Genomic DNA, 22,943 nt, shown 5'->3' with positions numbered 1-22,943 from the left:
AATCTATGAGGTAGTTTATAACCGCAACCTCGGTGGGACCCTCTACAATAACCACTTTTCGAGCGAAGAAAGCGGCTGCTCGCTGCGGATTGAGCCATAGAGAGTATTTAATGCTCTCCATTTCCAGCGTCAGATCGTCTTCTGCCACTCCCACCCTAGCGGCCTTCCACGCTGCGTTTATGGTCTGATTGTCCTGAAATATTAGGCGAAGATCTTCCTGTGTGACTTGCCGTGCTTGCGTGCCCGAGTCTTGTCTATGCACTCGCACGAGAGAAGAAAGATCTTCCATCGATCGACTCAAGAATGCCGGATTGTGAGTGGTGACGGTGACCTGATGACCTTCAAGTTTGGCAAGATCCACCAGGCTTCGATACTGGGAGTCGATTTGTATCGGGTGAAGAAATGTTTCTGGCTCCTCAAAAAGGAGCCAGGTGAGACTCAGTGGCGTGTCGCTACGGCTGGAATCTTGCTCGAATGCCTGGTCTGCTTTGTAGCGTGACGAAAGTTTGAGGAGAGCAAAAATGATAGATCGTTGGTGGCCACTGCCCAGTTGATCTGGTTCCACGGGCTTTCCGCTATGTGGGTCTCGCACATAAGGTCGCACGGAGTTCTTTACCAGCTCGGCTGGCTCAATCTGATTTACGCCGATCTCGAATGAGCCTTGCCATGAACTTAGCTCCCCTGTTATCTCTTGTTCTAGTGCAATAAGGGACCTTCCTCCTTGCGTCTCTTGCCGCAGCTGACGCTCGAACGCGTTAAAGGCGAGGCGCAATGTGGCGAAGGCGTCGGTAATCCCGATCGAACTTCCCAGTACAAGGCCCACAAGCTCGCGAAATGGAGATGGGCCTGTCAGTTTTACCTGATCCTCCAATCTGCTTACCGCTGGGATATATATGATCCTCCCCAATCCTCCCGCGCCGAGCTTACTTTCGGGAAACGGTTTATCTGCTATCTCGCCGTCGATGTAGGGAAAATAGCGGCCTTCTCGAGATTTTCCATTTCCGTACTTCTCGAGCGTTTTTACGTAGAACCTCAGTCGGAGGTCATTATCGATCGAGGGGTATTCTTTTTGTAGCCACTCATGCTCTACGGGCTCAAGCGAGTAACTAATCTCCACCCAGCATTCTTGATCTCTTGTCTCAAATTGCGGAGAGTCGCTATCCCGCCATTTTAGCTGCTTGTAAAATAGCAAGATTGCTGCGATTGTATTACTCTTTCCGGCATTGTTTTCGCCCGCCAGGACAGAGTACCTAGTGAGCGCGATTTCACTGTCAACGATACTGCGATAGTTGTGTATTTTGAGTACTTTCGCCTGCATATCTCCCCCGATTGGTTACCTGTCATGATGCCCCGTGGGGCGCATATAGTTTACAATTACCGAATTGGCCGTTGTTTAGCGTGGTCGTAGTGGGTGATTGGGCGGGCTTAGCTCATACGCAACCGCGGAACGCACCCTCATCCGAAGCTCCCGACGCGCCGGCGAGCATGGCGCGCCAGCGCCACGCGCAGCCGCCGCGCGGCGCGGTGCTCGATCCTAAATCGGGGGTTTCGGCAGTCTGCGGCGGGTGCTGACGGTCTGGTGGTTGGGGACGTACGGTGATCGGGTGGAGGTAGCGGCTGCTGAGCGGTTGGCGAGCGAGCTTCTGAGCCCGTTGGGGGATCGGTGGCGGCATGTGCAGGCAGTGGCGGCTGCCACCCGTGAGGTGTCGGCTGCTGTCGCTACGGAAGAGCGGGACCTGCTGGTAGCCGCGGCCTGGCTTCATGACATCGGGTACGCGCCGCTCATCGGGCACCTTCGGTTCCACCCCATCGATGGGGCTCGGTTCCTGGCCGGCCAGGACGCGCCGGAGCGGCTGTGTGTGCTGGTCGCCCATCACTCGTGCGCCCGGTACGAGGCCGAGGAGCGGGGGCTTACCGCTGAGCTGTCGGCCTGGGAGCTGGAAGAGTCGGCGGTGATGGACGCGTTGTGCACGGTGGACATGACCAGAGGGCCCCAGGGGCAGACGTTCACCTTCTCGGAGCGCATCGCGGAGATCCTCGACCGGTACGGGGAAGGGTCGATCGTGCATCGTTCGATCAGCCGGTCTCGGCCGGTCCTGGCAGCGTCGGTGGAGAGGACCATGGCGCGGCTGGCGGCGGTTCAGCCGAGGTAGGGTGCCGGGCGGTGTTCCAGGTAGTGATCGATCCGTAGGCGCATGGACGGGTGGATGTTCAGCGAGTCGAGGTCGGTGGGGGCGACCCACTTGACCTCCTTGGTTTCGCTGGAGGTGCTTAGTTCGCCGCCGAGGTTGCGGGTGGTGAAGCAGAGGGAGAACTGCTGGCGGACCTCGCCGTCGTCGTAGGCCAGGACGTGCCGCGGGTTCGTGTAGACGCCGATCAGCCCAGTGACCTCGATGTCGACACCGGTTTCCTCCTTGGTTTCGCGGACAGCGGCATCGGTGATGGACTCGCCGAGATCCATGCCGCCGCCGGGCAGCGCCCACAGGTCGTTGTCGGTCTTGTGGACCAGGAGGATGCGCTGCTCGTCGTCGGTGACCACGGCGGTGACGGAGGGGACGACGCTGTTGGCCTTGGGGGCGTTGGGGTCGTTGAAGTAGTCGATCCGTGCCACGGGTGTCAGGCTCCTTCCGTCGTGGCCCAGACGCGCTCGAAGCTCGCCGCGTAATGGTCAAACAACCCGCCAGACCTGGCGTGCAGATGCAGGACGGGCGAGTGCGCGGCGGGGGCGCCGAAGACGTGGGTGTTCACGAGCATCTCGCCGTCGAAACGGTAGATCGAGTTGTAAAGCGTGGTGCTGTGCAGACGCAGGTCGATCCCGGGCGCGTCGCGTAGAGCCGCCAGGTACGTGAGCGTGATCTTCGTGCGGGCAGCCAGACCCTCACCGATGCCCTCCTCATCGCCGCGAAGAGCGACAGCGGAGGATTCCGGGTCACCGATCGCGTAGCGAATCTTGACGCCGCTCTCGGCCTTGCGCCGCAGGACCTGGGTGAAGTCGGCGTGCCCATCGGGAAGGAACAGGCCGGCGATCACAAGGACATCGACCTGATGCGTGGCGTCAGCGAACAGGGCGCGCCACAGGTCGGCGGGCACGGCGGTCCGGCTCGGGTAGACCCGCACAACATCGCTTGGCACCTCGACGGCCGGGGCGCCCGGCTCCGGCCGCGGGCCTGGCACGGCCCCCGTCTTGTCGGCCAAGCCGATGCGGACGCGCGGGATGCCGATCCCGTCGGCGATGCGCTCGAAAATTTCCAGGCTGGTGACCTGACGGCGGCCATTCTGGATCTCGCTCACGTGCGACTGCGGGACCTCGCAGACGGCGGCGATCTGCGTCTGGGTGGCGCCGGTCCACTGGCGGTAGATCTTGAAGACGGTGCCGATGTCGCGGCGGGCGAGCGCCTCGGACATGTCGGGGCGGTCCCAGAGATCGGGCGGGGCCTGCGGGAGCGGACGGCGGACGGACACCACGAAGCGCCTCCGGACGGTAGGTACAGGACCGTCAGTCCTCGATCGACGTCGGGCAGCATATCCGGTCTCCGTATAGATCGGAAGTGTGGGCGTATACGTCCGGCGCCCTTCCGTCACCTCTGTCCTGGCTGGACGGTGAAGGGACGACGGCTCCGGCGGCTGGATGCGGGTCTGCCAGGGGCTTGGACATCCCTGCACGCCATGAACTCCGGAGGACGGAACGTGATCACATTTGGTGCGAGCCTCGGGCTCGACCCCGGCGGGCTCTCGTTCGGCGTCGTGCGCTTCCATCCGGAGCCGGGACGGCTCGTGCTCGACGTCCATGCGCCCTTCGACACCCCGGCAGCCGCCGAACTGTTCGTGGTCGAACAGCGATGGGGGCAGGACTACCAGGTTTGCGCGCTGCGTCCCGTTGTTCCGAAGGCGCTGCGGCCACCGGTTGGCTCCCGGCTCCCGCTGGATCGCCTCATGGCGCGTTCCCTGGTTCGGCGGCGCCCGGTATGACGGCTGCGGAGGCATCCAACTCGAAGCCCTCGGCGGCATCGGGGATGAGCCGAACCCGGACTGGACCGCCTGGTAGATGCTGCGCCCCGGCGACCCGGCAGGGCCCCGCCGCGACACCTGCTGTTGCATGCGGTCGCTCAACGCCATGCCTGGCGGGCGCAGCTCGACGCCGCCCGCGCCGCCGCTGGCGAGAGCCATCTTCCGGCAACCGGACCGCCTGCGGCTCCGGCTCGCGCTGCCTGATCTTCCGTCCTGATTGTGGAGAGCACCGTGTCCAGCAAGCTTCTGCTGACGGTCGATGAAGCCGGCGAACTCGAATCGGACAACCTGCGTCGGTTCTGGATGCCGCTGCGGCGCGCGGCCGGGCTCGACGGGGTGGTGTTTCACGGGCTACGGCACACCTGTGTCACGCTGCTCCTGGACTTGGGCGTCCCGCCGCACATCGTCCGTGACATCGCTGGCACTCGGCGATCGAGGTACACGATGACGATCTACGCGCACGCCTCGATGGGGGAGAAACGGCGGGCGCTCGGCAAGCTCGACGGCCACCTGAGCGGGCCCCAACCATGACGCGTTGCTACACCGGGTTGCTACACGTGAGGGGTTTCGGGGAGCTCGGCTCCCCGGCAGACATGACGAAGGGATCGAAAGGCGCAGCATGTGGGCCTGATCCCGGAGTGCGCCCGGCAGGGATCGAACCTGCGACCTGGTGCTTAGAAGGCACTCGCTCTATCCACTGAGCTACGGGCGCGTTGACGCGTGGGCCCACCGGGCGGGCCGCACTCAGGGTAGCAAGCGAGGGGGCGTGTCCGGACACGTGGTGGACACGTCTGCGTCCGGAGAGTCGAGACGGCGGCCCACGGCGGGGTTTGGGGTGCGCTGCCGCGCTGGACGGTGATGGTGACCTGCCCGTCTGCCACCACCCGAGCGGGCGGTGGCAGACGGGTCACGGTTGTCGGCGAGCGGTGCCAGATGGGGAGGTGCCCGACGGCTGATGTCCGCCGGGAGTGGCCGTCAGACGGCGAGGCGGGCCAGGTTGGCGAACTCGTCGTCCGTGAGGGTGATGCCGGCGGCGGCGATGTTCTCCTCCAGATGGGCGACCGACGAGGTGCCGGGGATCGGTAGCACCACCGGCGAGCGGCGCAGCAGCCAGGCGAGGGCGAGCTGGGCGGGGGACGCGGTGTGGTTCCTGGCTGCGGTGTCGAGCACACCGCCGGGCTGGGCCAGGCGGCCGGTGGCGATCGGGTCCCAGGGGATGAAACCGATGTTCTCCTTCTCGGCGTAGTCGAGCAGCTCCTCGGCGTCGCGGTAGGCCAGGTTGTAGCGGTTCTGGACGCTGACGATCGGCACGATGCCGCGGGCATGGGCAACCTCGGCCACGTTGACCTCGGACAGGCCGATGTGGCGGATCTTGCCTTCCTCCTGCAGCGCCTTCAGCTCGCCGAGGGAGTCCTCGACAGGCGTGTCGGGGTCGATGCGGTGCAGCTGGTAGAGGTCGATGCGCTCCAGGCGCAGGCGGCGCAGCGACAGCTCCACCTGCTGGCGCAGGTAGGCGGGCCGGCCCACTGGGGTCCACTGGTTCGGGCCCTGCCGGGTCAGGCCGCCCTTGGTGGCGATGACCAGACCCTGCGGGTAGGGATACAGCGCCTCGGCGATCAGATCCTCACTGACCTCCGGGCCATACGAGTCAGCGGTGTCGATGAAGGTGACACCGAGGTCCACCGCTCGGCGCAGGACCGCGCGGGCCTGCTCCGGGTCGGCGGGCGGTCCCCAGATCCCCGGGCCGGTGATCCGCATCGCGCCGAACCCGAGGCGGGTGACGGGCAGGTCGCCGCCGAGCAGGAACGTGCCGCTCCCGGCGGCGTCCGTGCCGCTGGTGGTCGTGGTCGTCGACATCAATGTCCTTCCGGATGACGGTGTGACGGGTCCGCGCGAGGCGGGCCCTGGGCCTGTTAGTGCTGCCGTGCTCTCGGGGCCCGGTCTGTACGCGGACTCGCGATGGTGCCTGGTGCCCGGGATCCCTGATGCTGCTGGATCCCGCGGCGATGGCCTGGCTGGACCCGCATCTCCCGCGCGGGCCATGTGCGTCCGGTGACGATGCCGTCTCACCGGCGACAACCGCGGCTCCTCGGACGGTGTTCCCGCCCCGCCGAGTTCCTACCGGGGGTGCGGCCCGGTCGGGGACGGCGTCGCCGTCCGTGGACGCGTTGCCTGTGGACGACGCCGGGTTGTCCACAGCCGTGCGGTGCGGGCTTCTCCAGCCCGAGCCGATGTCGCACTGTGGAGGCGCGCCACTGACCACCCCACTCGGGAACCGGTATCCGGCACCGGGCCCCTCCCTGATCCGAGGAGCACCATGCTTGACACGACCATCACTCTCGTCGGCAACCTGGTGGACGACCCGGAGCACCGGACGACGACGACCGGCGCGTCCGTCTGCAGCTTCCGGCTCGCTTCCACACCGCGCCGGTTCGACCGGTCGGAGAACCGCTGGGTGGACGGCGCGACTCTGTTCCTGCGGGTGTCCTGCTGGCGGCAGCTCGCTGACAACGTCGCCTCGAGCCTGGCCAAGGGAGATCGCGCCCTGGTCTTCGGTCATCTGCGCCAGCGCTCGTTCGAGACCAACCAGGGGGACAAGCGCGTCACGTTCGAGATCGACGCGGACGCGATCGGACCCGAACTGACGTGGCACGGTGCCCGCTCGCAGCGTCCAGTCCGTGGCACGGCGCCCGGGTCGGAATCCGAACCGGAGCCGGAGCTCGAGACCGGGCTCGAGACCGGGCTCGAGACCGAGCACGAGGCGGAGCCGGGTCTGGAGGACACCCGGGCGCCCGGTAGTGGCCCCCTGGGTGGCCTGCCGGATCAGCCGAACGGGCAGCCGGATCCGACTGCGCTGCGCTCCACCGAGGCTGGTGGGCGGCAGGGCGCTCGCGCCGACGCTCTGGTGTCCGCCGCCGCGTCCGGACTCTGAACCACCTCGTCGGGCTGAATCACCTCGTCGGGCCGGATGGTCCGCGCCGCGCCGCGGCATCCGGTTCCGCTGCGGCGGCCGGTCCCGTCGCCTTTCGAGGCGGATGCCTGGGCGGGAGTCGCACCCGGGGGCGCACCAGCGCGGGTCGAACCTGGCGTGGGCGTGGGCGCGGCCGCTCGGTAGCGTGCCGAAGGTGAGTATCCGGCACGACGACGACGGCTCCGGGCCGAGAGTCGGTGGAGGTAGCCAGAGCGGGGAACGCATCGGGTCGCGATCGTTGCCGGCTCCGCGGGGTCCGCAGGCGCCGGCGACCGCTGGGGAGACGTCCATGGCGCCGCCGCGGTCGCAGGTGTCAGGCCCATCGCAGGCGTCGTCAGCGTCGGTGTCGGCCGAGGCCATGTCGCAGCCCGGGCACCAGCTGTCACTCGCGGCCACACCGTCACCCGAGGTGCCGGTGGTGCCGGTGGTGCCGGCGCGAAGTGTGGGGTGGCGGGTGGCGGGCTGGCTGCAGGGGCGCGTCGCCGGGGTGAGCGCCGTCGGCTGGTACGTGGCGGTGCTCGCCGGTTGCGCGGCCATCGGCGCGGTCGTGCTGCGGCACACCGTGTTCCCGTTGCTGTCGGTGAACAACGATGAGGGCATCTATCTGCTGCACGCCCGCACCCTGGCCTCGGGCCGACTGTTCCCGCCCGCGCCTGCACCGGCGCAGTCCTACCTGCCCTGGCTGGGCGCGGTGGTCGACGGCCACTACGTCCTGAAGTACACGCCGTTCGTCCCGGCGGTCTACGCACTCGGGCTGTTGCTGACCGGCAGCATCGACCCGGCACTCGCCGTGATCGCCGCGGCGGCGGTCGTCGTGACCTACCTGCTCGGCCTGGAGCTCACCGGTCGGGCGCGGACGGCGGCGCTGGCCGCGTCCCTGCTCGCGCTCTCGCCGCTGGCCATCCTGCAGAGCGCCATGGTCCTGAGCTATCTGCCGGCGCTGATCCTCATGCAGGTGGCAGTCCTGGGGGTGCTGCGCGGGCGGCGCCGGGCGCGGGCGTGGCCCGTCGTGGTGGCCGGCGCGGCGGTTGGGGTGGCCGCGGCAGTGCGTCCTTACGACGTCGTGCTGCTGCTGGGCCCGCTGGCGTTGTGGCTGGTAGCCGTGTCGGCGGGCCGGCGGTGGTGGCTGCTTCGCTGGTTGCTCTGCGGGCTCGCCGGGCCGGCGGTGGTCGTGCTGGCGACGAACCTGGCGGCGACCGGCAATCCGCTGCGTCTGCCGTTTGCCCTGCTCGAACCAGACGACCGGCTCGGCTTCGGTGGGCGTCGGCTCTATCCGGGCGATGGGCTGCACGAGTTCGGGCTCGCCGACGGTCTGCGTTCGGTCGGGGACCATCTGTGGCTGCTGGGTGGGTGGGCCTGCGGCGGTGTCCTGCTCGCCGCGGCTGCGGCCGGCGCCGCGATCCGGCGCCGGCTGCCGGCTCCGGCCGCGATGCTCGGGCTCGGCGGGGTGGTGTTCCTGATCGGGTATATCGGCTTCTGGGGAGCGTGGAACGCGGCCGAACTCTGGGGAGGCATCCGCTACGTCGGGCCGTTCTACCTGGTTCCCGTCCTCGTGCCGCTCGTCCACCTTGGCGCGATGGGGTGCGGATCGGGCGCGGGATGGCTCCTCGGCCGCGGGCGGCGGACCGGCCTGGCGGTGATCGTCCCGCTCGTGACCGGGGTCGCCGTGCTGACCGGATTCATCCTCACCGGCGCCGTGCGGGACAACCACGTCCTGTCCGGCCACGACCAGGATCTCCACGCCATGGTGACTGGCCTGCCGGGGCGGTCGCTCGTGTTCGTCGCGGCCAGTCCCGCGTTCCTCGGGCATCCGTCGCCCGTCACGGCGAACGGACCCGGCCTCGATGGCCGGGTGCTGTACGCCGCGGCCCGCGGTGTCGACGATCTGACCGTCGCGGCGGATCATCCCGACCGGCCGGCCTACCTGCTGCGGCTCGCCACGGCGTACAACCGCTCACCGGGTTCGCCGTCCACGGCGCGCCTCGAGCGGCTGGCTGTCCGCACCGGCCCGCAGGTCCACGTGAGGGTCGCGCTCGGCGCCGGTGCCGTCACCAGCCCGGTGCGCTCTGCCCGGCTCGTGCTGACCGCGGGAACCCGCCGGCTGTCGGTTCCGGTCGATCCGCGGTCCACCAGCACGTTCACCCTCTCCGTCGACGCGGACGGTCTCGAACCGGCCGACCTCACCATCGCGGGCGGCTCGCCCGGGAACGCGGCCGGGCCGCGGGTGACGGCGGGTACCGTGCGCGCAGGCCGGGGTGCCTCGGTCACCGTCGCCCTCGTCGCCACCGACCCGCGCGGCCGTGACCGTACGGTGGACCGCCAGATCCTCCCGGTTCGGGTGGCTTCGTCCGGGGTTACGGTGCTCGGTTCGGTCGGGCGGGTCGGCGAGGTCGGGACGGGAGCGCCCCCGCCGCTGAGCCTCACCCTCGGCTGAGCACCAGGTGTCGCGGCCGTCAGTCGACGCGCCGGATGGGCGGTGGAGCGTAATCGTCGTCGAGCACGGCCGGCCCGGGGCAGTCGACGCGCAGGTCCGGCCGGAAATCGCCGACGGCGGCCGGCAGCCAGTTGGCCCGCTCGGTGGAGTCCTGCGGCGGCTCGCACTGCAGGAACAGCCGCACCGAACCGTCCCGGGCGTGGTGCAGCCCGCGGGCCCGGCTGCCCAGCCAGTATCTGCACAGAGGATTGTCGACCAGATAGTAGTCGGGGGCGTCGTGCATGGTCAGGGTCCAGCTGGCCCCGTCCGGCGGCGGTGCGAGGTCGATCGTGTAACGGTGCGCGCCGGTCAGGCGGTGGCCGTCCGTGTCGAACAGGCAGTTCGCCCGCAGGCACTGGTAGCCGTGAGTCGCACCGACCGGCTGGCGGGCGGCGATCGCCCGGGCGAGGCGACCGTGCTGGCGGTCCGCGATCCGCCAGGCCGGATCGTCGCGGGTACCGGGCCCGAGGAAGTCGATGTTGAAGTCCAGGGCATGGGGCGTACTCGACCAACCGTTTCGCAGGACGCGACCGGCGTGCACCAGCTGCTCCAGGCCGTCCCGGCCAGCCCGCAGGCCGCCGCGCAGCGACCACGCCAGCGAAGGATCCGGGTCCACGTACGGCGACGGGTCGTCGAACAGGCCGAGCGGGGCGAACCGGCGGGCATAGTCCGCTTCGGCGGTGGAAGGCGGGAACGCGGCCAGCCAGAGCCGCAGCTCCTCCCAGAACCGCAGGTCATCGCAGACTGACCGCGGGGACCGTGGCGGCCCGGGTGCCTGCGGTGCCTGCGGGTCGAGGGGACACAGACGCAGTTCGTCCTGGCGGCGGCGGACCAGCGCGGCCGCGGCGCGGTCATCGAGAGCGATTTTGACGGTCACGACCAACAGCCGGGTCGGTGCCGCCAGCGGGGTGGGTCCGGCGGGAAGCTGCCGGGTCCAGCCGGGCGGCACGAGCACGTACGACGCGGATCCGCTGCCCGGGGCACCCGACCGCTCGGCGCCACCGGGATTCTCGGATGGGTCAGCCTGGTCAGCCGGGCGGGCCTTGGTCCGGCCGCGGTCGGCGACGCCGCCGGACCCCAGATAGGCGAACGCGTTGCGCCACGTGTCGGTGAGTACGACGAGCACCGGCGGCTCGGGATCATGCGGTAGCCGCAGGATCACCGGGCCGACCGCCAGGTCCACCAGGGCGATCGACGAGAGCACGTCGGCTTCCAGACTGACGAACACGGAGCGCGGTCCGGGTAGCTCCCCCTGGTGGTCGAAGTAGTGATATCCCGTGTCCCCGCGGCTGCCGAGCCCGCCGGTGGCATAACGGTCCAGGAGACGCACACTGCTCACCAGCGGATAGCCGAAGACGTAGGCCTCGGCGGCCAGGCCGAAGCGGTGATCGTTCGCGCGTATGCCGGGCATCGCCACCATCCGGTTTCGTCAGGTGTTCGCCGTCATACGTTGCGTGCCCGCAACCGGGTGAGGGCTACCCACCTGTTCCCGCCCGCTCGCCGCGTCGATGACAGACCGCTGGCGAAACCGACGGCGAGCGGTCGGTCGGGCCCATCACCGGCCGCGCAGTCCCTGCTCGGGGCGCAGCGCCGATCACCGCCGTCGAGTGCGGCGCCGCCATGGCCTAGGGTTGGTGACATGGCGCAGTACGTCTTCCAGATGCGCAAAGCGCGCAAGGCCCACGGCGACAAGGTCGTCCTCGACGACGTGACCCTGTCGTTCCTGCCCGGAGCGAAGATCGGGGTGGTGGGTCCCAACGGGGCCGGGAAGTCGTCCCTTCTCAAGATCATGGCTGGGATCGACCAGCCCAGTAACGGCGATGCCCTTCTCAGCCCCGGTTACACCGTGGGCATGCTTGCCCAGGAGCCGCCGCTGGACGAGACCAAGGACGTCCGCGGCAACGTCGAGGACGGTGTCAAGGAGATCCGGCGCGTCCTGGCCCGCTATGAGGAGATCAACGAGAAGATGTCCGCGCCCGACGCGGACTTCGACGTCCTGCTCGCCGAGCAGGCCGAGCTCATCGACAAGATCGAGGCGGCGAACGCCTGGGAGCTCGACAGCCAGCTCGACCAGGCGATGGACGCGTTGCGCCTGCCTCCGGGCGACGCCGACGTCTCCCTGCTCTCCGGGGGCGAGCGACGCCGGGTCGCGCTGTGCAAGCTTCTGCTGGAGGCCCCCGACCTGCTGCTGCTCGACGAGCCCACCAACCACCTCGACGCCGAGAGCGTCGCCTGGCTCGAGCAGCACCTGGCCCGCTACACCGGTGCCGTGCTCGCCGTCACCCACGACCGGTACTTCCTCGACAACGTGGCCGGGTGGATCCTCGAGCTCGACCGCGGTCGTGCGCTGCCGTACGAGGGCAACTACACCACCTATCTGGAGAACAAGGCCGCACGGCTGAAGGTCGAGGGCCAGAAGGACGCCAAGCGGCGTCGGGTGCTCGCGCAGGAGCTCGAGTGGGTCCGGTCCAACGCCAAGGCCCGCCAGACCAAGAGCAAGTCCCGCCTGGCCCGCTATGAGGAGCTTGCCGCCGAGGCGGACCGGGCCCGGCCCCGCGACTTCGAGGACATCCAGATCCCGCCCGGCCCGCGGCTGGGTAACCAGGTCATCGAGGCCCGGGGACTGGCCAAGGGATTCGACGGGCCTCCGCTCATCGAGAACCTCTCGTTCACTCTGCCGCGCGGTGGAATCGTCGGCGTCATCGGCCCGAACGGCGTCGGCAAGACCACCCTGTTCACGATGCTGACCGGCCAGGCGCAGCCGGACGCGGGCGAGCTCGTCATCGGGGACACCGTCGACATGGCCTACGTCGACCAGTCCCGCGCCGGACTGGACCCGAAGAAGAACGTCTGGCAGATCGTGTCGGACGGGCTGGACCACATCATCGTCGGCAAGACCGAGCTGCCCAGCCGGGCATGGGTGTCGTCGTTCGGGTTCAAGGGGCCTGACCAGCAGAAGCCGGTCGGGGTGCTCTCCGGCGGCGAGCGCAACCGGCTGAACCTCGCGCTCACCCTCAAGCGCGGCGGCAACGTGCTGCTTCTCGACGAGCCCACCAACGACCTGGACGTGGAGACCCTGCGCTCACTGGAGGAGGCGCTCCTGGAGTTCGCCGGCTGCGCGGTGGTGATCTCCCACGACCGCTGGTTCCTCGACCGGGTGTCCACCCACATCCTCGCCTGGGAAGGTACCGAGGAGGACCCGGGCCACTGGTTCTGGTTCGAGGGCAACTTCGCGGACTACGAGGCCAACAAGATCGAACGCCTCGGGCAGGATGCTGCCCGTCCGCACCGAGTCACCCACCGCAAACTCACCCGCGACTGAGCGTCCCGGGCCCGGGCATCCCACGCCCGGGCCCGGCCCGGCCAGGTCCGTCGACCCGGCCGATGCGCCCTCGGACCCGGTGCTGCTCAGCTCGGTGGCACTGAGGTCGGGGCGTCAGCCGGGCCGGTTCTGCAGCGAGTTCGCCGCCATGGTCAGGTACTCCCAGAGCGTGGCGAACTGGTCGGGCGGCAGGTTCAGCGAGTCGACCGCCTCGCGCATCACCACGAGCCAGGCGTCGCGCTGGGCCGGGCCGATGGCGAACGGGGCGTGCCGCAACCGCAGCCGAGGATGCCCCCGCAGCTCCTGGTAGTCGCTGGGACCGCCCCAGTACTGGATGAGGAACAGCCGCAGCCGTTCCTCCGCACCGGCCATGTCGTCGTCCGGGTAGAGCGGACGCAGCACCGGGTCGTTCGCCACACCCTGGTAGAAGCGTGCGACCAGCCGGCGGAAGGTGGGCTCCCCGCCGACCGCGTCGTAGAAGGTCACGGTGGGCGGCTGGGCCTGGGTCGATGCCGGGGTGGAAGCCGGAGTGGAAGGCTGGCTCACCCGTCCATTGTGCGCCAGCCGCTCGCCGCCCCGGCCCGCGTGGGTCCCTGATCGGCCGGCGGCGCCACCCAGACGGTCGTGTCCGCCGGCAGATCGAGCACCGCGCCGTCATAACCCACAGGTCCGCTCGCGAGCACCAGCCGGCCGGAGATCGTCAGCCGCACCGGCCCGTCCGCGGCCATCACACACGTCATACCGGCGGTCCCCACCGAAGTGGCCGTCGCGGCGGCCGCGGTGAACGCAGCTGCGGAACCGGGCCCGCCGGGCGTGTCCCGGCGTGGCAGCCGGTCGAAGGCCAGGCAGCCGGCTGGAACGTCGTCGCGCCAGCGCATCGTCTCGTCCCGCAGATGCGGCAGTGCGCGGCGCAGCGCGAGCGCGCCGCGTACGAGCAGCCAGGTCGACATCGGATCGCCCGCCTGGGCCAGGACGGTGCGCCCGGCCCAGTCCGCCGGCTGCGGCAGCCAGGGGCGCACGCCGTGGGTGGTGAAGCCGTACGGCGGCGCGTCCCCGGACCACGGCATCGGCACCCGCGCGCCGTCGCGGCCCGGCGAGCTACCCCCGGAACGGGTCCACACCGGGTCGCGCCGGTCGGCCGGCGCCACCTCGGCCTGCGGTAGGGCGAGCTCGTCACCCTGGTAGAGCACGGCGACCCCGGGCAGGGCCAGCATGGTCAGCAGAGCCGCGCGGGCCCGGCGCTCGCCCGCCGCCCCGCCGCCGTACCGGGTGGCCGGGCGCACCACGTCGTGGTTGGCGAGCACCCAGGTGGCCGCGGCACCCACCGCCTCGAGCGCGTCCCGCTCGGCATCGATCGCCGCACGCCAGGCGGGCGCGGTGAACGGCGCGGTGAGCAGCGAGAACGAGAACGTCAGATGCAGCTCGCCTGGGCGGACGTAGCGGGCCAGGCGCACCGGGTCCCGTACCCAGGTCTCGCCGACGAGCACCCGGGCCCGCCCGTCCCGCGCGGTGTAGCCGTCGGTGATCGCCCGCCAGGTCCGGTAGATCTCGTGGACACCGTCCTGGTCCCACACGTGTGGCTCAGCCTCCTCGCGATAACCGCTGTCCGGCACGAGCGCGGGGCCGGGCGGATTGTCCCGCAGCTCGGTGTCCTTGACCAGGCCATGGCTGACGTCGATGCGGAACCCGTCGACCCCCCGGTCCAGCCAGAAACGCAGGGTCGCCTCGTGGTCGGCGCGGACCTCGGGGTGCGACCAGTTCCAGTCGGGCTGCCCGGCGTCGAACAGATGCAGGTACCACTGGCCGTCGGGGACCTGGGTCCAGGCCGGGCCGCCGAAGACCGACTGCCAGTTGTTGGGCGGCAGCGCCCCATCGGCTCCGCGTCCGTCGCGGAAGACATACCGGGCGCGCAGAGGGTCGCCGGGCGGCGCGGCGAGCGCGGCGACGAACGCCGGATGCGCGGAGCTCGAGTGGTTGGGAACGAGGTCGACCAGTACGGCGAGCCCGGCCGCGGCGGCGTCGGCGAGCAGGGCGTCCAGGTCGGCCAGCCGGCCGAACAGCGGGTCGACGTCGCGATGGTCGGCCACGTCGTAGCCGTGGTCGGCCATCGGGGACCGGTAGAACGGTGTGATCCACAGCGCGTCGACGCCGAGCTCGACGAGCACCGGCAGATGGCGGCGCAGCCCCGGCAGGTCGCCGACGCCGTCGCCGTCGGAGTCGGCGAAGCTGCGCACGTACACCTGGTACAACACGGCGCGCCGCCACCAGCCCGCGTCCCGGCGGACTCCCGGTGGGTCTTCTGGACGGCCAGGCATACGCGGGATGCCGGCGTGGTCCGCACAGTCCGGATCTTTCATGGAATCATCCGAGCTGCCATGACGTGTCCACATCCGCTCCATCCTGGCCGGGCCCGCCCGGGATGCCCGGCGCGCGGCGGACGGCCGAACGCATCCATCCGATCATTCCAGCCCCGGTCGCGGCCGGTCCGGCTCTTGGGCGAGAGCGCCTGGAAAAGCGCGGCGAGACGGGCGAAGCGCGCAGGATGGGGCTCCGGTGCCGGGTGGGGTCGACTCTCTCGCGATGCGCGATATCAGGTTACGCAACTAGACTTCCCCGGGTGGACCAGGTGACTGGCCGTTACGGCTCGGTCCCGGGAGTCGGGAACCGTCGGGGGCGGGTAGAACCAACCTCGACGTCCGACCTGGCGCCCCGGGATCGGTCAGAGATGCCCGACGCCGCCGGTGCGGACAGGGTGGACGAGGCTGCGGGTGCGGCGCCGGCAGGCTGGTCCAGGCTGTCGGGAGGCCGGCCGGCCACTCCCGGCGTGCGGGCCGCCCGGCGCCTCGCCGAAGCGGTTCGCCGTGCCACGCGGGGCCACGGCGCCGATCCCGGTCAACCCGCTGGCAGGTCCGCCGGCGTCCCCGCGAGCTTCCTCGCGGATGCGAGCATGCTGCTCGCCGAATCGCTTGATCCGGACCGGGTCGTCCGTCTGCTCGCCGATCTGGTGCTGCCCCATCTGGGCGCGGTCAGCCTGGTGTGGACGCTGGAAGGCGACATTCCGCACCTGAGTGCGTCGGGTGCCCTCGACCTGAGGGTCGATCAGACGCTGCGAGCCATGATCTCGGCCCGCCCGCCGTCCATCGACGACGATCTCCCCCCGGGACTCGTGCTCCGCACCGGGCAGACCGTCTGCCTGCCCCACCTGCGCGTGCTGCGTGATCTGCGGATCCCCCCGAGCAGGTCGGGTTACCAGCGCACCCTTCAGTTGCGGGACGGGCCAACGGTGCACGTCCCGCTGGCCGCCGGCGGGGAGGTCATCGGCGTGCTCACCGTTGGCCGGCCCGAGGGCGACTATCACAATGACGAGATCGCCCTGCTCGAGGGTCTGGCCCGGCTCGGCTCGCTGGCGCTGCGCAACGCGCTGCGCTTTCGGGAGGCCCAGGAGTCGGCGCTGACCCTGCAGCGCTCCCTGCTGCCGGCGAACCCCCCGGCGCTCGACGGCGTCGAGATCGCGATGGAATACCGCCCGGGGACGGCCGGAACCGAGGTCGGCGGCGACTTCTACGACATCATCCCGCTGACCGGTGGCCGCTTCGGCATCGCGATCGGCGACGTGATGGGCCGTGGCCTGCAGGCGGCAGCGGTGATGGGCCAGCTGCGGGCGGCCCTGCGTGCCTACGCGCTCGAGGACTGGTCGCCAGCGGAGGTACTGACCCGCCTGGACCGGGTCGTCGAACTGCTCCCCGGTCTGCAGCTCGCGACCTGCATGTACGCGGTGTACGACCGGCACACCGGACGTGCGGTCGTCGCCAACGCCGGTCACCTGGCGCCGCTGGTGGTACTGCCCGACGAGGATCCCGACTACCTGGTGCTCGAACCCGGCCTCCCGCTCGGGGTGGGCGAGGGCGACTGCGCCGACTTCAGCGAGACCAGGGTGACCCTCCCGCCCGGCTCCGCGCTGGTGATGTTCACCGACGGCCTGGTCGAGTCACGTCGGCGCCCCGTGTCCGACGGGCTGCACAACCTGCGCCGCGGGCTGATCGAGCAGCGCGCCAAGGCCGCTGCCACCCGCGAGGCCCAGGCCGAATACGAGGCCGAGGCCGCTGCCACGGCGCAGGACGGGACGCACCCCGAGCGCTGGGTGGACCGCCGAGCCCCCGGCCCGTCGCAGGGGCCGCCGCCCGGGATGCCCGACCGCCGCAGTGGCCGGGACCGGCGCGGCGGCGGGCAGCGCCTGCCCGACGGCGTCGAGCGCCGTCGGCGGGCCCGCGGCGGCTCGTTCGCCGTGCGGAGCTGGTTCGGCCCGGACGTCGTCGCCGGCACCGGCGAGGGCCCCGCCCAGGAGACCGCGCGCTCGCTGCTCGAACGCTGCCTGCTCGCCGCCGACCTGCCCGTCCGCACCGACGACGACACGGCGCTGGTGGTCCTGACCACGCTCGCCGTGAACCCGCCACTGCTGGAACTGGCCCTGCCCGCGGTCGCCGCCTCCTCCGGGCAGGCCCGCACGGCGATCCGGGCCGTCCTGCTCGACTACGGCATCGCCGCCGTCGACGATGTGACCCTGCTGGTCAGTGAAGTCGTGACGAATGCGGTCCTGCACGCGCGCAGCGACCTGATCCTGCGCGCCTCCCTGGAGCCCGGCCGGCTGAGGGTGAGTGTCGAGGACCGTGAAGGCGCCCACCTTCCGCGGCCAGGAGCGGCCGCCTCCAACCGGCCGGATCCCGAGTCGGGCTGGGGTCTGCTGTTGGTGGAGGCCCTGTCGATGGCCTGGGGGGTGGAGACCACGGCGAACGGCAAGCGGGTCTGGTTCGACATCGAGCTCCCGGCCGAATCCGGCGGCCCGGGCCCGCCGCCACTCGGCGGTGGGCTTTCGGGTGGCTCCGGCGACGGCCTGCCCAGGCTGCCCGGCCTACCTGGCGGGACCGGTGGCGCCGGTCCGGGCGGTGGCCCTCCGCCACAGGGACGCGGCCGGCCCTGACCAACCACGTTCGGCGGCCGTCTCCCTCGCGTCGGCAGGCACATCGGGCCGGCTCCGCGTGGTGACGGTGTGTGTCGTCGGCCGCCAGCAGCGACGATCTTCCCGGGGCATCTACCAGGTGGGGTGGTCCGGGGTGGTGGGGGACTCGGCCGCGCGGACGATGTTGCGGAGCATGCCGCCGAACACGACAGCATGGAACGGGCTGACCGACCACCAGTAGAGCTGGCCCGAGAGCCCGCGCGGCCGGAACACCGCTCGCTGCCGATAGACCACCGTTCCAAGGGCACCCGTCGTTCCCGAGGCGCCCGCTGTGCTTGCGTCATCGGTTGTGCTGGCCGTGCTGGCCGTGCTGGCCGTGCTGGCCGTGCTGCTGTCCGTGCCGGGCAGGGCCCACAGCTCCAGCCAGGCGTCGCCGGGGAGCTTCATCTCGGCGCGCAGCCGCAGCAGCAGTCCGGGCTCGATCTCCTCAACCCGCCAGAAATCCAACGCCTCCCCGACGTGCACCGACGCCGGGTCGCGCCGGCCGCGCCGTGCGCCGACCCCGCCGAGCAGGGTGTCCAGCCAGCCACGGGCCGACCAGGCCAACGGCCACGAGTACCAGCCGTTGTCCCCGCCGATACCCTCGATGACCTCCCACAGCCGCGCCGGGGCGGCGTCGACCGTGCTCTCTCGCTCGTCCACGAACAGGGCCCCGCCACTCCACTGCGGGTCGGTGGGCGCGGGCTCTCCCGGCGGGAAGGCGCCGCTCGCCCCGGTCGCCCCGCCCTCGGACGTACCCGAGGCGCGGACCGGCCAGACCGCGGTCGACCAGCGGGTCTCCACACCGCGTGCGCGGACGCGGGCGAGCGCATGGGTGACGGCGGCGTCGAAGGGCATCAGGCCGTCCGGCGGGTCCGGGATGAGCCGCCGGACGGCACCGCCGTCACGGACGACCACCTCGGTGCGCAGCGAGCGCACCAGTGGCCGGGCGATGCCCTTGGGCACTGGAGTGATCACCCCCACCCACAGGGACGACAGTCCGGGGGAGAGCACGGGGACGGGGATGATCAAGCGCGGGCGCAGTCCCTCGACCGCGGCGAAGCGCTGCATCATCTCGGCGTAGGTCAGTACGTCCGGCCCGCCGATGTCAAACGAGCCGTGGACATCGGCCGGTACCTCGAGCGCGCCGATCAGATAGTGCAGCACGTCGCGGACGGCGATCGGCTGGATGTGGGTGCGCACCCACCGTGGGGTGAGCATCGCCGGAAGGCGCTCGGTGAGGTGGCGGAGCATCTCGAACGAGGCACTGCCGCTGCCGATGATCACTGCTGCCCGTAGGACGACCGTGGGCACGCCCCCGTCCAGCAGGATGCGGGCCACCTCGTGCCGGGAGCTCAGATGCGCCGACAGTCCCCGTGCTCCGTCCGCGCTGCCGGAGCCGTCCCCGTCCTCCCCGCCGCTGCCGCTGCCGGTGGCAGGACCGAGGCCACCGAGGTAGACGATGCGCCGCACCCCGGCAGCGCGGCAGGCGGCGGCGAAGGCGGTCGCGGCCGCCCGATCCACCCTGGTGAAGTCGCCGCCGCCGTCGATCGAGTGGATGAGGTAGTAGGCGACGTCCACGCCGGCCAGCGCCGGGCGCAGGCTCCGCGGCTCGCGGGCGTCAGCGCGGACGACCTCGGCCCGCGCCGCCCAGGGAACGTCCCGCAGGCGGGCCGGGTCGCGGGTCATCGCGCGAACGTCGTGGCCACGGTCGAGGAGCCGCGGGGACAGCCGGCCGCCGATGTACCCGGTCGCGCCGGTCACCAGAATGCGCACGCAGGCTACCTGCCCCGAGCCAGGTCGGGAAATCCCAGGCTGGAGCTGGGCTCCGGCGAACGGCACGGGGCCGGCTGGCACGAGGACTGGGCGGGCCTCCTGCCAGTTGTTGTCAGGCCGAGGCGGCCTCGGTGACTTCCGCGCTCAGATAGGCCGACCAGCGGGGATCCATCCGGCGGGAGCCCAGAATGCGCCAGGCGGCTCCGCTCGGCGCTCGAGGCGCCGTGCGAAGCCGCCAGCCGAGATCGGCGACAGCCCGGTCGGCTTTGACATGGTTGCAGCGACCGCAGGCCGCCACGACGTTCTCCCATACGTGCAGACCCCCGCGGGAACGGGGAATCACGTGGTCCAGCGACGTCGCCGGTGCGTTGCAGTAGACGCAGCGGTGGTGGTCGCGAGCCAGCACACCCTTGCGGGTCAGCGGCACCTGCGAGCGGTAGGGCACCCGGACGAACCGGGCTAACCGCACCACGATCGGAACGTCGACCGACGTTGCCGCGGACCGAAGGGCCTGGCCGGCGGACTCGACCATCACGGCCTTCTCCGTCAGCACCAGGACAAGCGCGCGCCTTTGCGACACCACGCACAGAGGCTCGTACGTGGCATTGAGAACCAGCGCCTCAGCCACGCGCCGACCTCCTGCCCACCGAGGGCCCTTCGCGGGCCGATCTGCACAGCGTCTCCGGTGACAATGGACAGTCAACCGTCTTCGGCGGCAGAACGCGAGCGTGTTTGCATGGTCATCAGCTTTCGTGCCGTGGCGCTGCACATACCTGGTGGTCTTTGTCACTCTCCGGCGATCATCGCGCCCCCTGTTGGTTACTTAGCGTCGATCGTTTGTCGGGCGTGGTCTCGATGGTGGCCAGGTTGCTGCCAAGCGGCGACACAGGGGGTGGGGCACCGGCGGGCGATCGCCATCGGCAAGACTGATCGCTGATCGCCGCCCCTGGCCGCGGGCGCGTCGGGCCGAGGAGCCGGACGCGCCACCGCCGCCACCGCCCCTGCCGCCCCCGCCGCCCCCGGGCGGCCCCCTGAGGACGAACCTGATCGGCACCTGTCAGCTCGGCGCACGTCAGCTCGGTACTCGTCAGATCGGTACTCGTCAGATCGGCACAGGAAGGTTGACCCACGTCGTGACGCCCGCCTCGTCCCCGCTGGCCGCCTCGCTCCTCCCGGGGCTGGATCTGCTGCTGTCCGCCTCGCCCAGCCCCGCCGCCGGCATGTCGGCCTCGGTGGGCACCACCCCGCCGCCCACGCCGACCCCGTCGACCAGCACGGATCCGCTCGTTTCCCTCGAGACGGTCGCGAACGCCATGCGGGACGCCTGCGGCACCAGCCCGGGGCTGCTGTGCCGCACGGTCTACAACGTCACCCATAGCAACTATCTGGCCTCGGGCGCCGAGGTTTTCCTCGGAACTCCCATCCGGATCATCCTCATCCTGGTGATCGCGTTCGTCGTGCGCGCGATGCTGCACCGGTTCATTCGCCGGACGTCGGAGCGGGCCGGCTCCGGAGGCGCCGGCGGCCTGTTCCGTGGGGGCATGGCGGGAACACTGCTCGGCGCCTTCGGCGACCCGACCGTGCTGATGGAAAGGCGCCGCCAGCGAGCGGCCACGGTCGGTTCCCTGCTGCGCAGCGTGACCTCGGTATTCGTGTTCGGGTTGGCGTTTCTGAGCATCCTCGGCGAGCTCGGTATCAATCTCGCCCCGATCGTCGCCAGCGCGGGGGTGCTGGGAATCGCCGTCGGATTCGGCGCGCAGAACCTGGTGCGCGACTTCCTGTCGGGGATGTTCATGCTTCTCGAGGACCAGTACGGCGTCGGCGACGTCATCGACGTCGGCCCGGTGTCGGGCACCGTCGAGGCGGTCAGCCTGCGCATGACCCGTCTGCGTGATGTCGAGGGCACGGTCTGGTATGTCCGCAATGGCGAGATCACCCGGATCGGGAACAAGAGCCAGCAGTGGGCACGTACCGTGCTCGACGTCCCGTTGGACTACGACACCGAGGTCGACGCGGCCAAGGAGGTGCTCGCCCGCACCGCGGCGGGCCTCTGGTCGGACGCCAAGTGGTCCGCCGTCATCCTCGACGCGCCCGAGGTGTGGGGCATGGAGACGATGACCGCGGACGGTTACACCATGCGCGTGGCGATCAAGACCCAGCCGCTCAAGCAGTGGGAGGTGGCCCGGGAGCTGCGTGAACGGGTGCGCAACGCGCTCAGCGTCGAGGGCATCGCGCTTGGCTCCGTCCAGCGCAGCGAGGTCGTCATGGTCGACGATGACGACGAGGACGACGCGGCGGCCACGAGCGAGGACGACGATATGCCGCAGGCCGGAGGTTCCACGGGTTCCGTCGGGGTCGACATCGGCGACGACGTCCCCCGCCCGAGGATCGACCCGCCCAGCACGTCACGCACGGGATCTGCCTGACCCGGGCCAGCCTGCGGCCCGTCCGGCCCGACCCGTTCCGGCCCGACCCGTTCCGGCCCGACCCGTTCCGGCCCGACCCGTTCCGGCCCGACCCGTTCCGGCCCGACCCGTCCGGACTGGGCCGAAACGGAGGTCGCGGCTGAAGCCTGACTGAAGACCGCGAAAGGTGTTGCTGAGACGGACCGGCGGATCGCCGTAGGGCCGGGCTGTGGGGGCAGACTGGGTACGTGCGAGTACTGGTGGTCGATGACGACGCGGCCGTGCGGGAATCCCTGGAGCGTTCGCTGCGGTTCGAGGGCTACGAGGTGTCGGCCGCCGTCGACGGGCTGGACGCGCTCGACACGGTCGGCCGTGACCGCCCCGACATCGTCATTCTCGACGTCATGATGCCCCGCATGGACGGGCTCGAGACCTGCCGCCAACTGCGCGCCCGCGGAGACGACGTCCCCGTGCTCATGCTCACCGCGCGCGACGGCCTGGCTGACCGGGTCAGTGGGCTGGACGTCGGCGCGGACGACTACCTCGTCAAACCGTTCGCCCTCGAGGAACTGTTCGCCCGGCTGCGGGCGCTGATCCGCCGGGCGGCGCTGGCGGCCCGAGCGGCGGGGGTCGCGCCCGGCGGGGCCGGGTCCGCGGGCGGCCGGCCAGGCAGCGTCCTGTCCTATTCCGATGTCACCCTCGACGAGGCCAGCCGGCAGGTCAGCCGTGGGCAGCGGGAACTGACCCTGACCAAGACCGAGTTCGAGCTGCTGGAGCTCTTTCTCGGCCATCCACGCCAGGTGCTGTCCCGCTCGACGATCATGGAACGGGTCTGGGGGTACGACTTCGGCCCCACGTCGAACTCGCTTGAGGTCTTCGTGAGCTACCTGCGCCGCAAGCTGGAGGCCGGCGGCGAACCCCGGCTGCTGCACACCGTGCGCGGCGTGGGCTACGTCCTGCGTGAGCCGGCGGGGGAGCGCACGTGAGGGCGG

At 70.4% G+C, this 22,943-nt stretch carries 18 protein-coding genes, 1 tRNA gene and 1 pseudogene; 10 read left to right on the top strand and 10 right to left on the bottom strand.

The window, feature by feature from the left end; all coding sequences use genetic code 11:
• Positions 1–1,318: ATP-dependent nuclease (locus MXD95_RS27550; protein ID WP_250643654.1), on the bottom strand; the 1,318-nt coding region annotated here is incomplete at its 3' end.
• Between the two features lie 286 nt (positions 1,319–1,604).
• Here MXD95_RS27550 and MXD95_RS27545 point away from each other — a divergent pair.
• Positions 1,605–2,153, top strand: coding sequence for an HD domain-containing protein (locus MXD95_RS27545; protein ID WP_250643653.1), 549 nt, complete (start codon positions 1,605–1,607; stop codon positions 2,151–2,153).
• Here MXD95_RS27545 and MXD95_RS27540 read toward each other — a convergent pair.
• Complete coding sequence (locus MXD95_RS27540) at positions 2,141–2,611, bottom strand: NUDIX hydrolase (protein WP_250643652.1); 471 nt, start codon at positions 2,609–2,611, stop codon at positions 2,141–2,143. The genes MXD95_RS27545 and MXD95_RS27540 overlap by 13 nt on opposite strands.
• A 5-nt stretch (positions 2,612–2,616) precedes the next feature.
• Positions 2,617–3,462 (bottom strand): helix-turn-helix domain-containing protein, encoded by an 846-nt coding sequence (locus MXD95_RS27535; RefSeq protein ID WP_250643651.1) that lies wholly within the window; start codon positions 3,460–3,462, stop codon positions 2,617–2,619.
• Between the two features lie 225 nt (positions 3,463–3,687).
• Between MXD95_RS27535 and MXD95_RS27530 the strand changes: the two genes are divergently transcribed.
• From MXD95_RS27530 to MXD95_RS27520, 3 genes and pseudogenes are all read left to right on the top strand, one after another.
• The gene (locus MXD95_RS27530; RefSeq protein WP_250643650.1) at positions 3,688–3,969 is read left to right on the top strand and encodes a hypothetical protein; all 282 of its coding nucleotides are present in this window, start codon (positions 3,688–3,690) and stop codon (positions 3,967–3,969) included.
• Positions 3,970–3,985: 16 nt separating this feature from the next.
• Positions 3,986–4,212 (top strand): annotated as a pseudogene (locus MXD95_RS27525) (replication initiator); the annotation flags it as partial.
• Between the two features lie 9 nt (positions 4,213–4,221).
• Positions 4,222–4,539: a tyrosine-type recombinase/integrase gene (locus tag MXD95_RS27520; protein ID WP_285223799.1), complete on the top strand. Its 318-nt coding sequence runs from the start codon at positions 4,222–4,224 to the stop codon at positions 4,537–4,539.
• Between the two features lie 108 nt (positions 4,540–4,647).
• On the opposite strand, the gene MXD95_RS27515 is transcribed toward MXD95_RS27520, so the two are convergent.
• Both MXD95_RS27515 and MXD95_RS27510 read right to left on the bottom strand, forming a co-directional pair.
• Positions 4,648–4,720 (bottom strand) — tRNA-Arg (locus MXD95_RS27515).
• A 263-nt stretch (positions 4,721–4,983) separates the two neighbouring features.
• Complete coding sequence (locus tag MXD95_RS27510) at positions 4,984–5,865, bottom strand: aldo/keto reductase (protein WP_250643649.1); 882 nt, start codon at positions 5,863–5,865, stop codon at positions 4,984–4,986.
• 460 nt (positions 5,866–6,325) lie between these two features.
• Between MXD95_RS27510 and MXD95_RS27505 the strand changes: the two genes are divergently transcribed.
• Both MXD95_RS27505 and MXD95_RS27500 read left to right on the top strand, forming a co-directional pair.
• The gene (locus MXD95_RS27505; protein ID WP_250643648.1) at positions 6,326–6,940 is read left to right on the top strand and encodes a single-stranded DNA-binding protein; all 615 of its coding nucleotides are present in this window, start codon (positions 6,326–6,328) and stop codon (positions 6,938–6,940) included.
• Positions 6,941–7,268: 328 nt separating this feature from the next.
• Positions 7,269–9,413, top strand: coding sequence for a DUF7846 domain-containing protein (locus tag MXD95_RS27500; protein ID WP_250643647.1), 2,145 nt, complete (start codon positions 7,269–7,271; stop codon positions 9,411–9,413).
• A 19-nt stretch (positions 9,414–9,432) separates the two neighbouring features.
• On the opposite strand, the gene MXD95_RS27495 is transcribed toward MXD95_RS27500, so the two are convergent.
• Positions 9,433–10,863, bottom strand: coding sequence for a DUF1214 domain-containing protein (locus MXD95_RS27495; protein ID WP_250643646.1), 1,431 nt, complete (start codon positions 10,861–10,863; stop codon positions 9,433–9,435).
• A 228-nt stretch (positions 10,864–11,091) separates the two neighbouring features.
• Here MXD95_RS27495 and ettA point away from each other — a divergent pair, with 228 nt between their 5' ends.
• Positions 11,092–12,774, top strand: a complete 1,683-nt coding sequence (ettA, locus tag MXD95_RS27490) for an energy-dependent translational throttle protein EttA (RefSeq protein ID WP_250643645.1) — start codon at positions 11,092–11,094, stop codon at positions 12,772–12,774.
• A 114-nt stretch (positions 12,775–12,888) separates the two neighbouring features.
• On the opposite strand, the gene MXD95_RS27485 is transcribed toward ettA, so the two are convergent.
• Complete coding sequence (locus MXD95_RS27485; protein ID WP_285223798.1) at positions 12,889–13,338, bottom strand: globin; 450 nt, start codon at positions 13,336–13,338, stop codon at positions 12,889–12,891.
• Complete coding sequence (locus MXD95_RS27480; protein WP_374122166.1) at positions 13,317–15,131, bottom strand: glycoside hydrolase family 13 protein; 1,815 nt, start codon at positions 15,129–15,131, stop codon at positions 13,317–13,319. The genes MXD95_RS27485 and MXD95_RS27480 overlap by 22 nt, the downstream gene beginning before the upstream one ends.
• 368 nt (positions 15,132–15,499) lie before the next feature.
• Between MXD95_RS27480 and MXD95_RS27475 the strand changes: the two genes are divergently transcribed.
• On the top strand, positions 15,500–17,752 hold the full coding sequence (locus tag MXD95_RS27475; protein ID WP_250643644.1) for an ATP-binding SpoIIE family protein phosphatase: 2,253 nt from the start codon (positions 15,500–15,502) through the stop codon (positions 17,750–17,752).
• 111 nt (positions 17,753–17,863) lie between these two features.
• Here the strand turns inward: MXD95_RS27475 and MXD95_RS27470 are convergent, their stop codons facing one another.
• Both MXD95_RS27470 and MXD95_RS27465 read right to left on the bottom strand, forming a co-directional pair.
• Positions 17,864–19,546 (bottom strand): SDR family oxidoreductase, encoded by a 1,683-nt coding sequence (locus MXD95_RS27470; RefSeq protein ID WP_250643643.1) that lies wholly within the window; start codon positions 19,544–19,546, stop codon positions 17,864–17,866.
• Between the two features lie 112 nt (positions 19,547–19,658).
• Positions 19,659–20,174, bottom strand: a complete 516-nt coding sequence (locus tag MXD95_RS27465; protein ID WP_250643642.1) for an HNH endonuclease — start codon at positions 20,172–20,174, stop codon at positions 19,659–19,661.
• A 493-nt stretch (positions 20,175–20,667) separates the two neighbouring features.
• Here MXD95_RS27465 and MXD95_RS27460 point away from each other — a divergent pair, with 493 nt between their 5' ends.
• Together MXD95_RS27460 and MXD95_RS27455 are read left to right on the top strand one after the other, a co-directional pair.
• A complete protein-coding gene (locus tag MXD95_RS27460; protein ID WP_250643641.1) occupies positions 20,668–21,972 on the top strand; it encodes a mechanosensitive ion channel family protein in 1,305 nt (434 codons plus the stop codon).
• A gap of 227 nt (positions 21,973–22,199) precedes the next feature.
• Positions 22,200–22,937: a response regulator transcription factor gene (locus MXD95_RS27455; RefSeq protein ID WP_250643640.1), complete on the top strand. Its 738-nt coding sequence runs from the start codon at positions 22,200–22,202 to the stop codon at positions 22,935–22,937.
• Positions 22,938–22,943 lie beyond the last annotated feature (6 nt).

The sequence above is a fragment of the Frankia sp. AiPa1 genome (assembly GCF_023243075.1).
GTDB lineage: Bacteria > Actinomycetota > Actinomycetes > Frankiales > Frankiaceae > Frankia.
Note: the sequence above shows the minus strand (reverse complement) of the source record. Positions and strands in the feature narration are given on the sequence as shown.

Excerpts from the sequence above, each read along its gene's own strand:
- MXD95_RS27510 (WP_250643649.1), bottom strand. The coding sequence starts at position 5,865 with ATGTCGACGACCACGACCACCAGCGGCACGGACGCCGCCGGGAGCGGC.
- MXD95_RS27505 (WP_250643648.1), top strand. The coding sequence starts at position 6,326 with ATGCTTGACACGACCATCACTCTCGTCGGCAACCTGGTGGACGACCCG.
- MXD95_RS27500 (WP_250643647.1), top strand. The coding sequence starts at position 7,269 with ATGGCGCCGCCGCGGTCGCAGGTGTCAGGCCCATCGCAGGCGTCGTCA.
- MXD95_RS27495 (WP_250643646.1), bottom strand. The coding sequence starts at position 10,863 with ATGCCCGGCATACGCGCGAACGATCACCGCTTCGGCCTGGCCGCCGAG.
- ettA (WP_250643645.1), top strand. The coding sequence starts at position 11,092 with ATGGCGCAGTACGTCTTCCAGATGCGCAAAGCGCGCAAGGCCCACGGC.
- MXD95_RS27480 (WP_374122166.1), bottom strand. The coding sequence starts at position 15,131 with ATGAAAGATCCGGACTGTGCGGACCACGCCGGCATCCCGCGTATGCCT.
- MXD95_RS27475 (WP_250643644.1), top strand. The coding sequence starts at position 15,500 with ATGCCCGACGCCGCCGGTGCGGACAGGGTGGACGAGGCTGCGGGTGCG.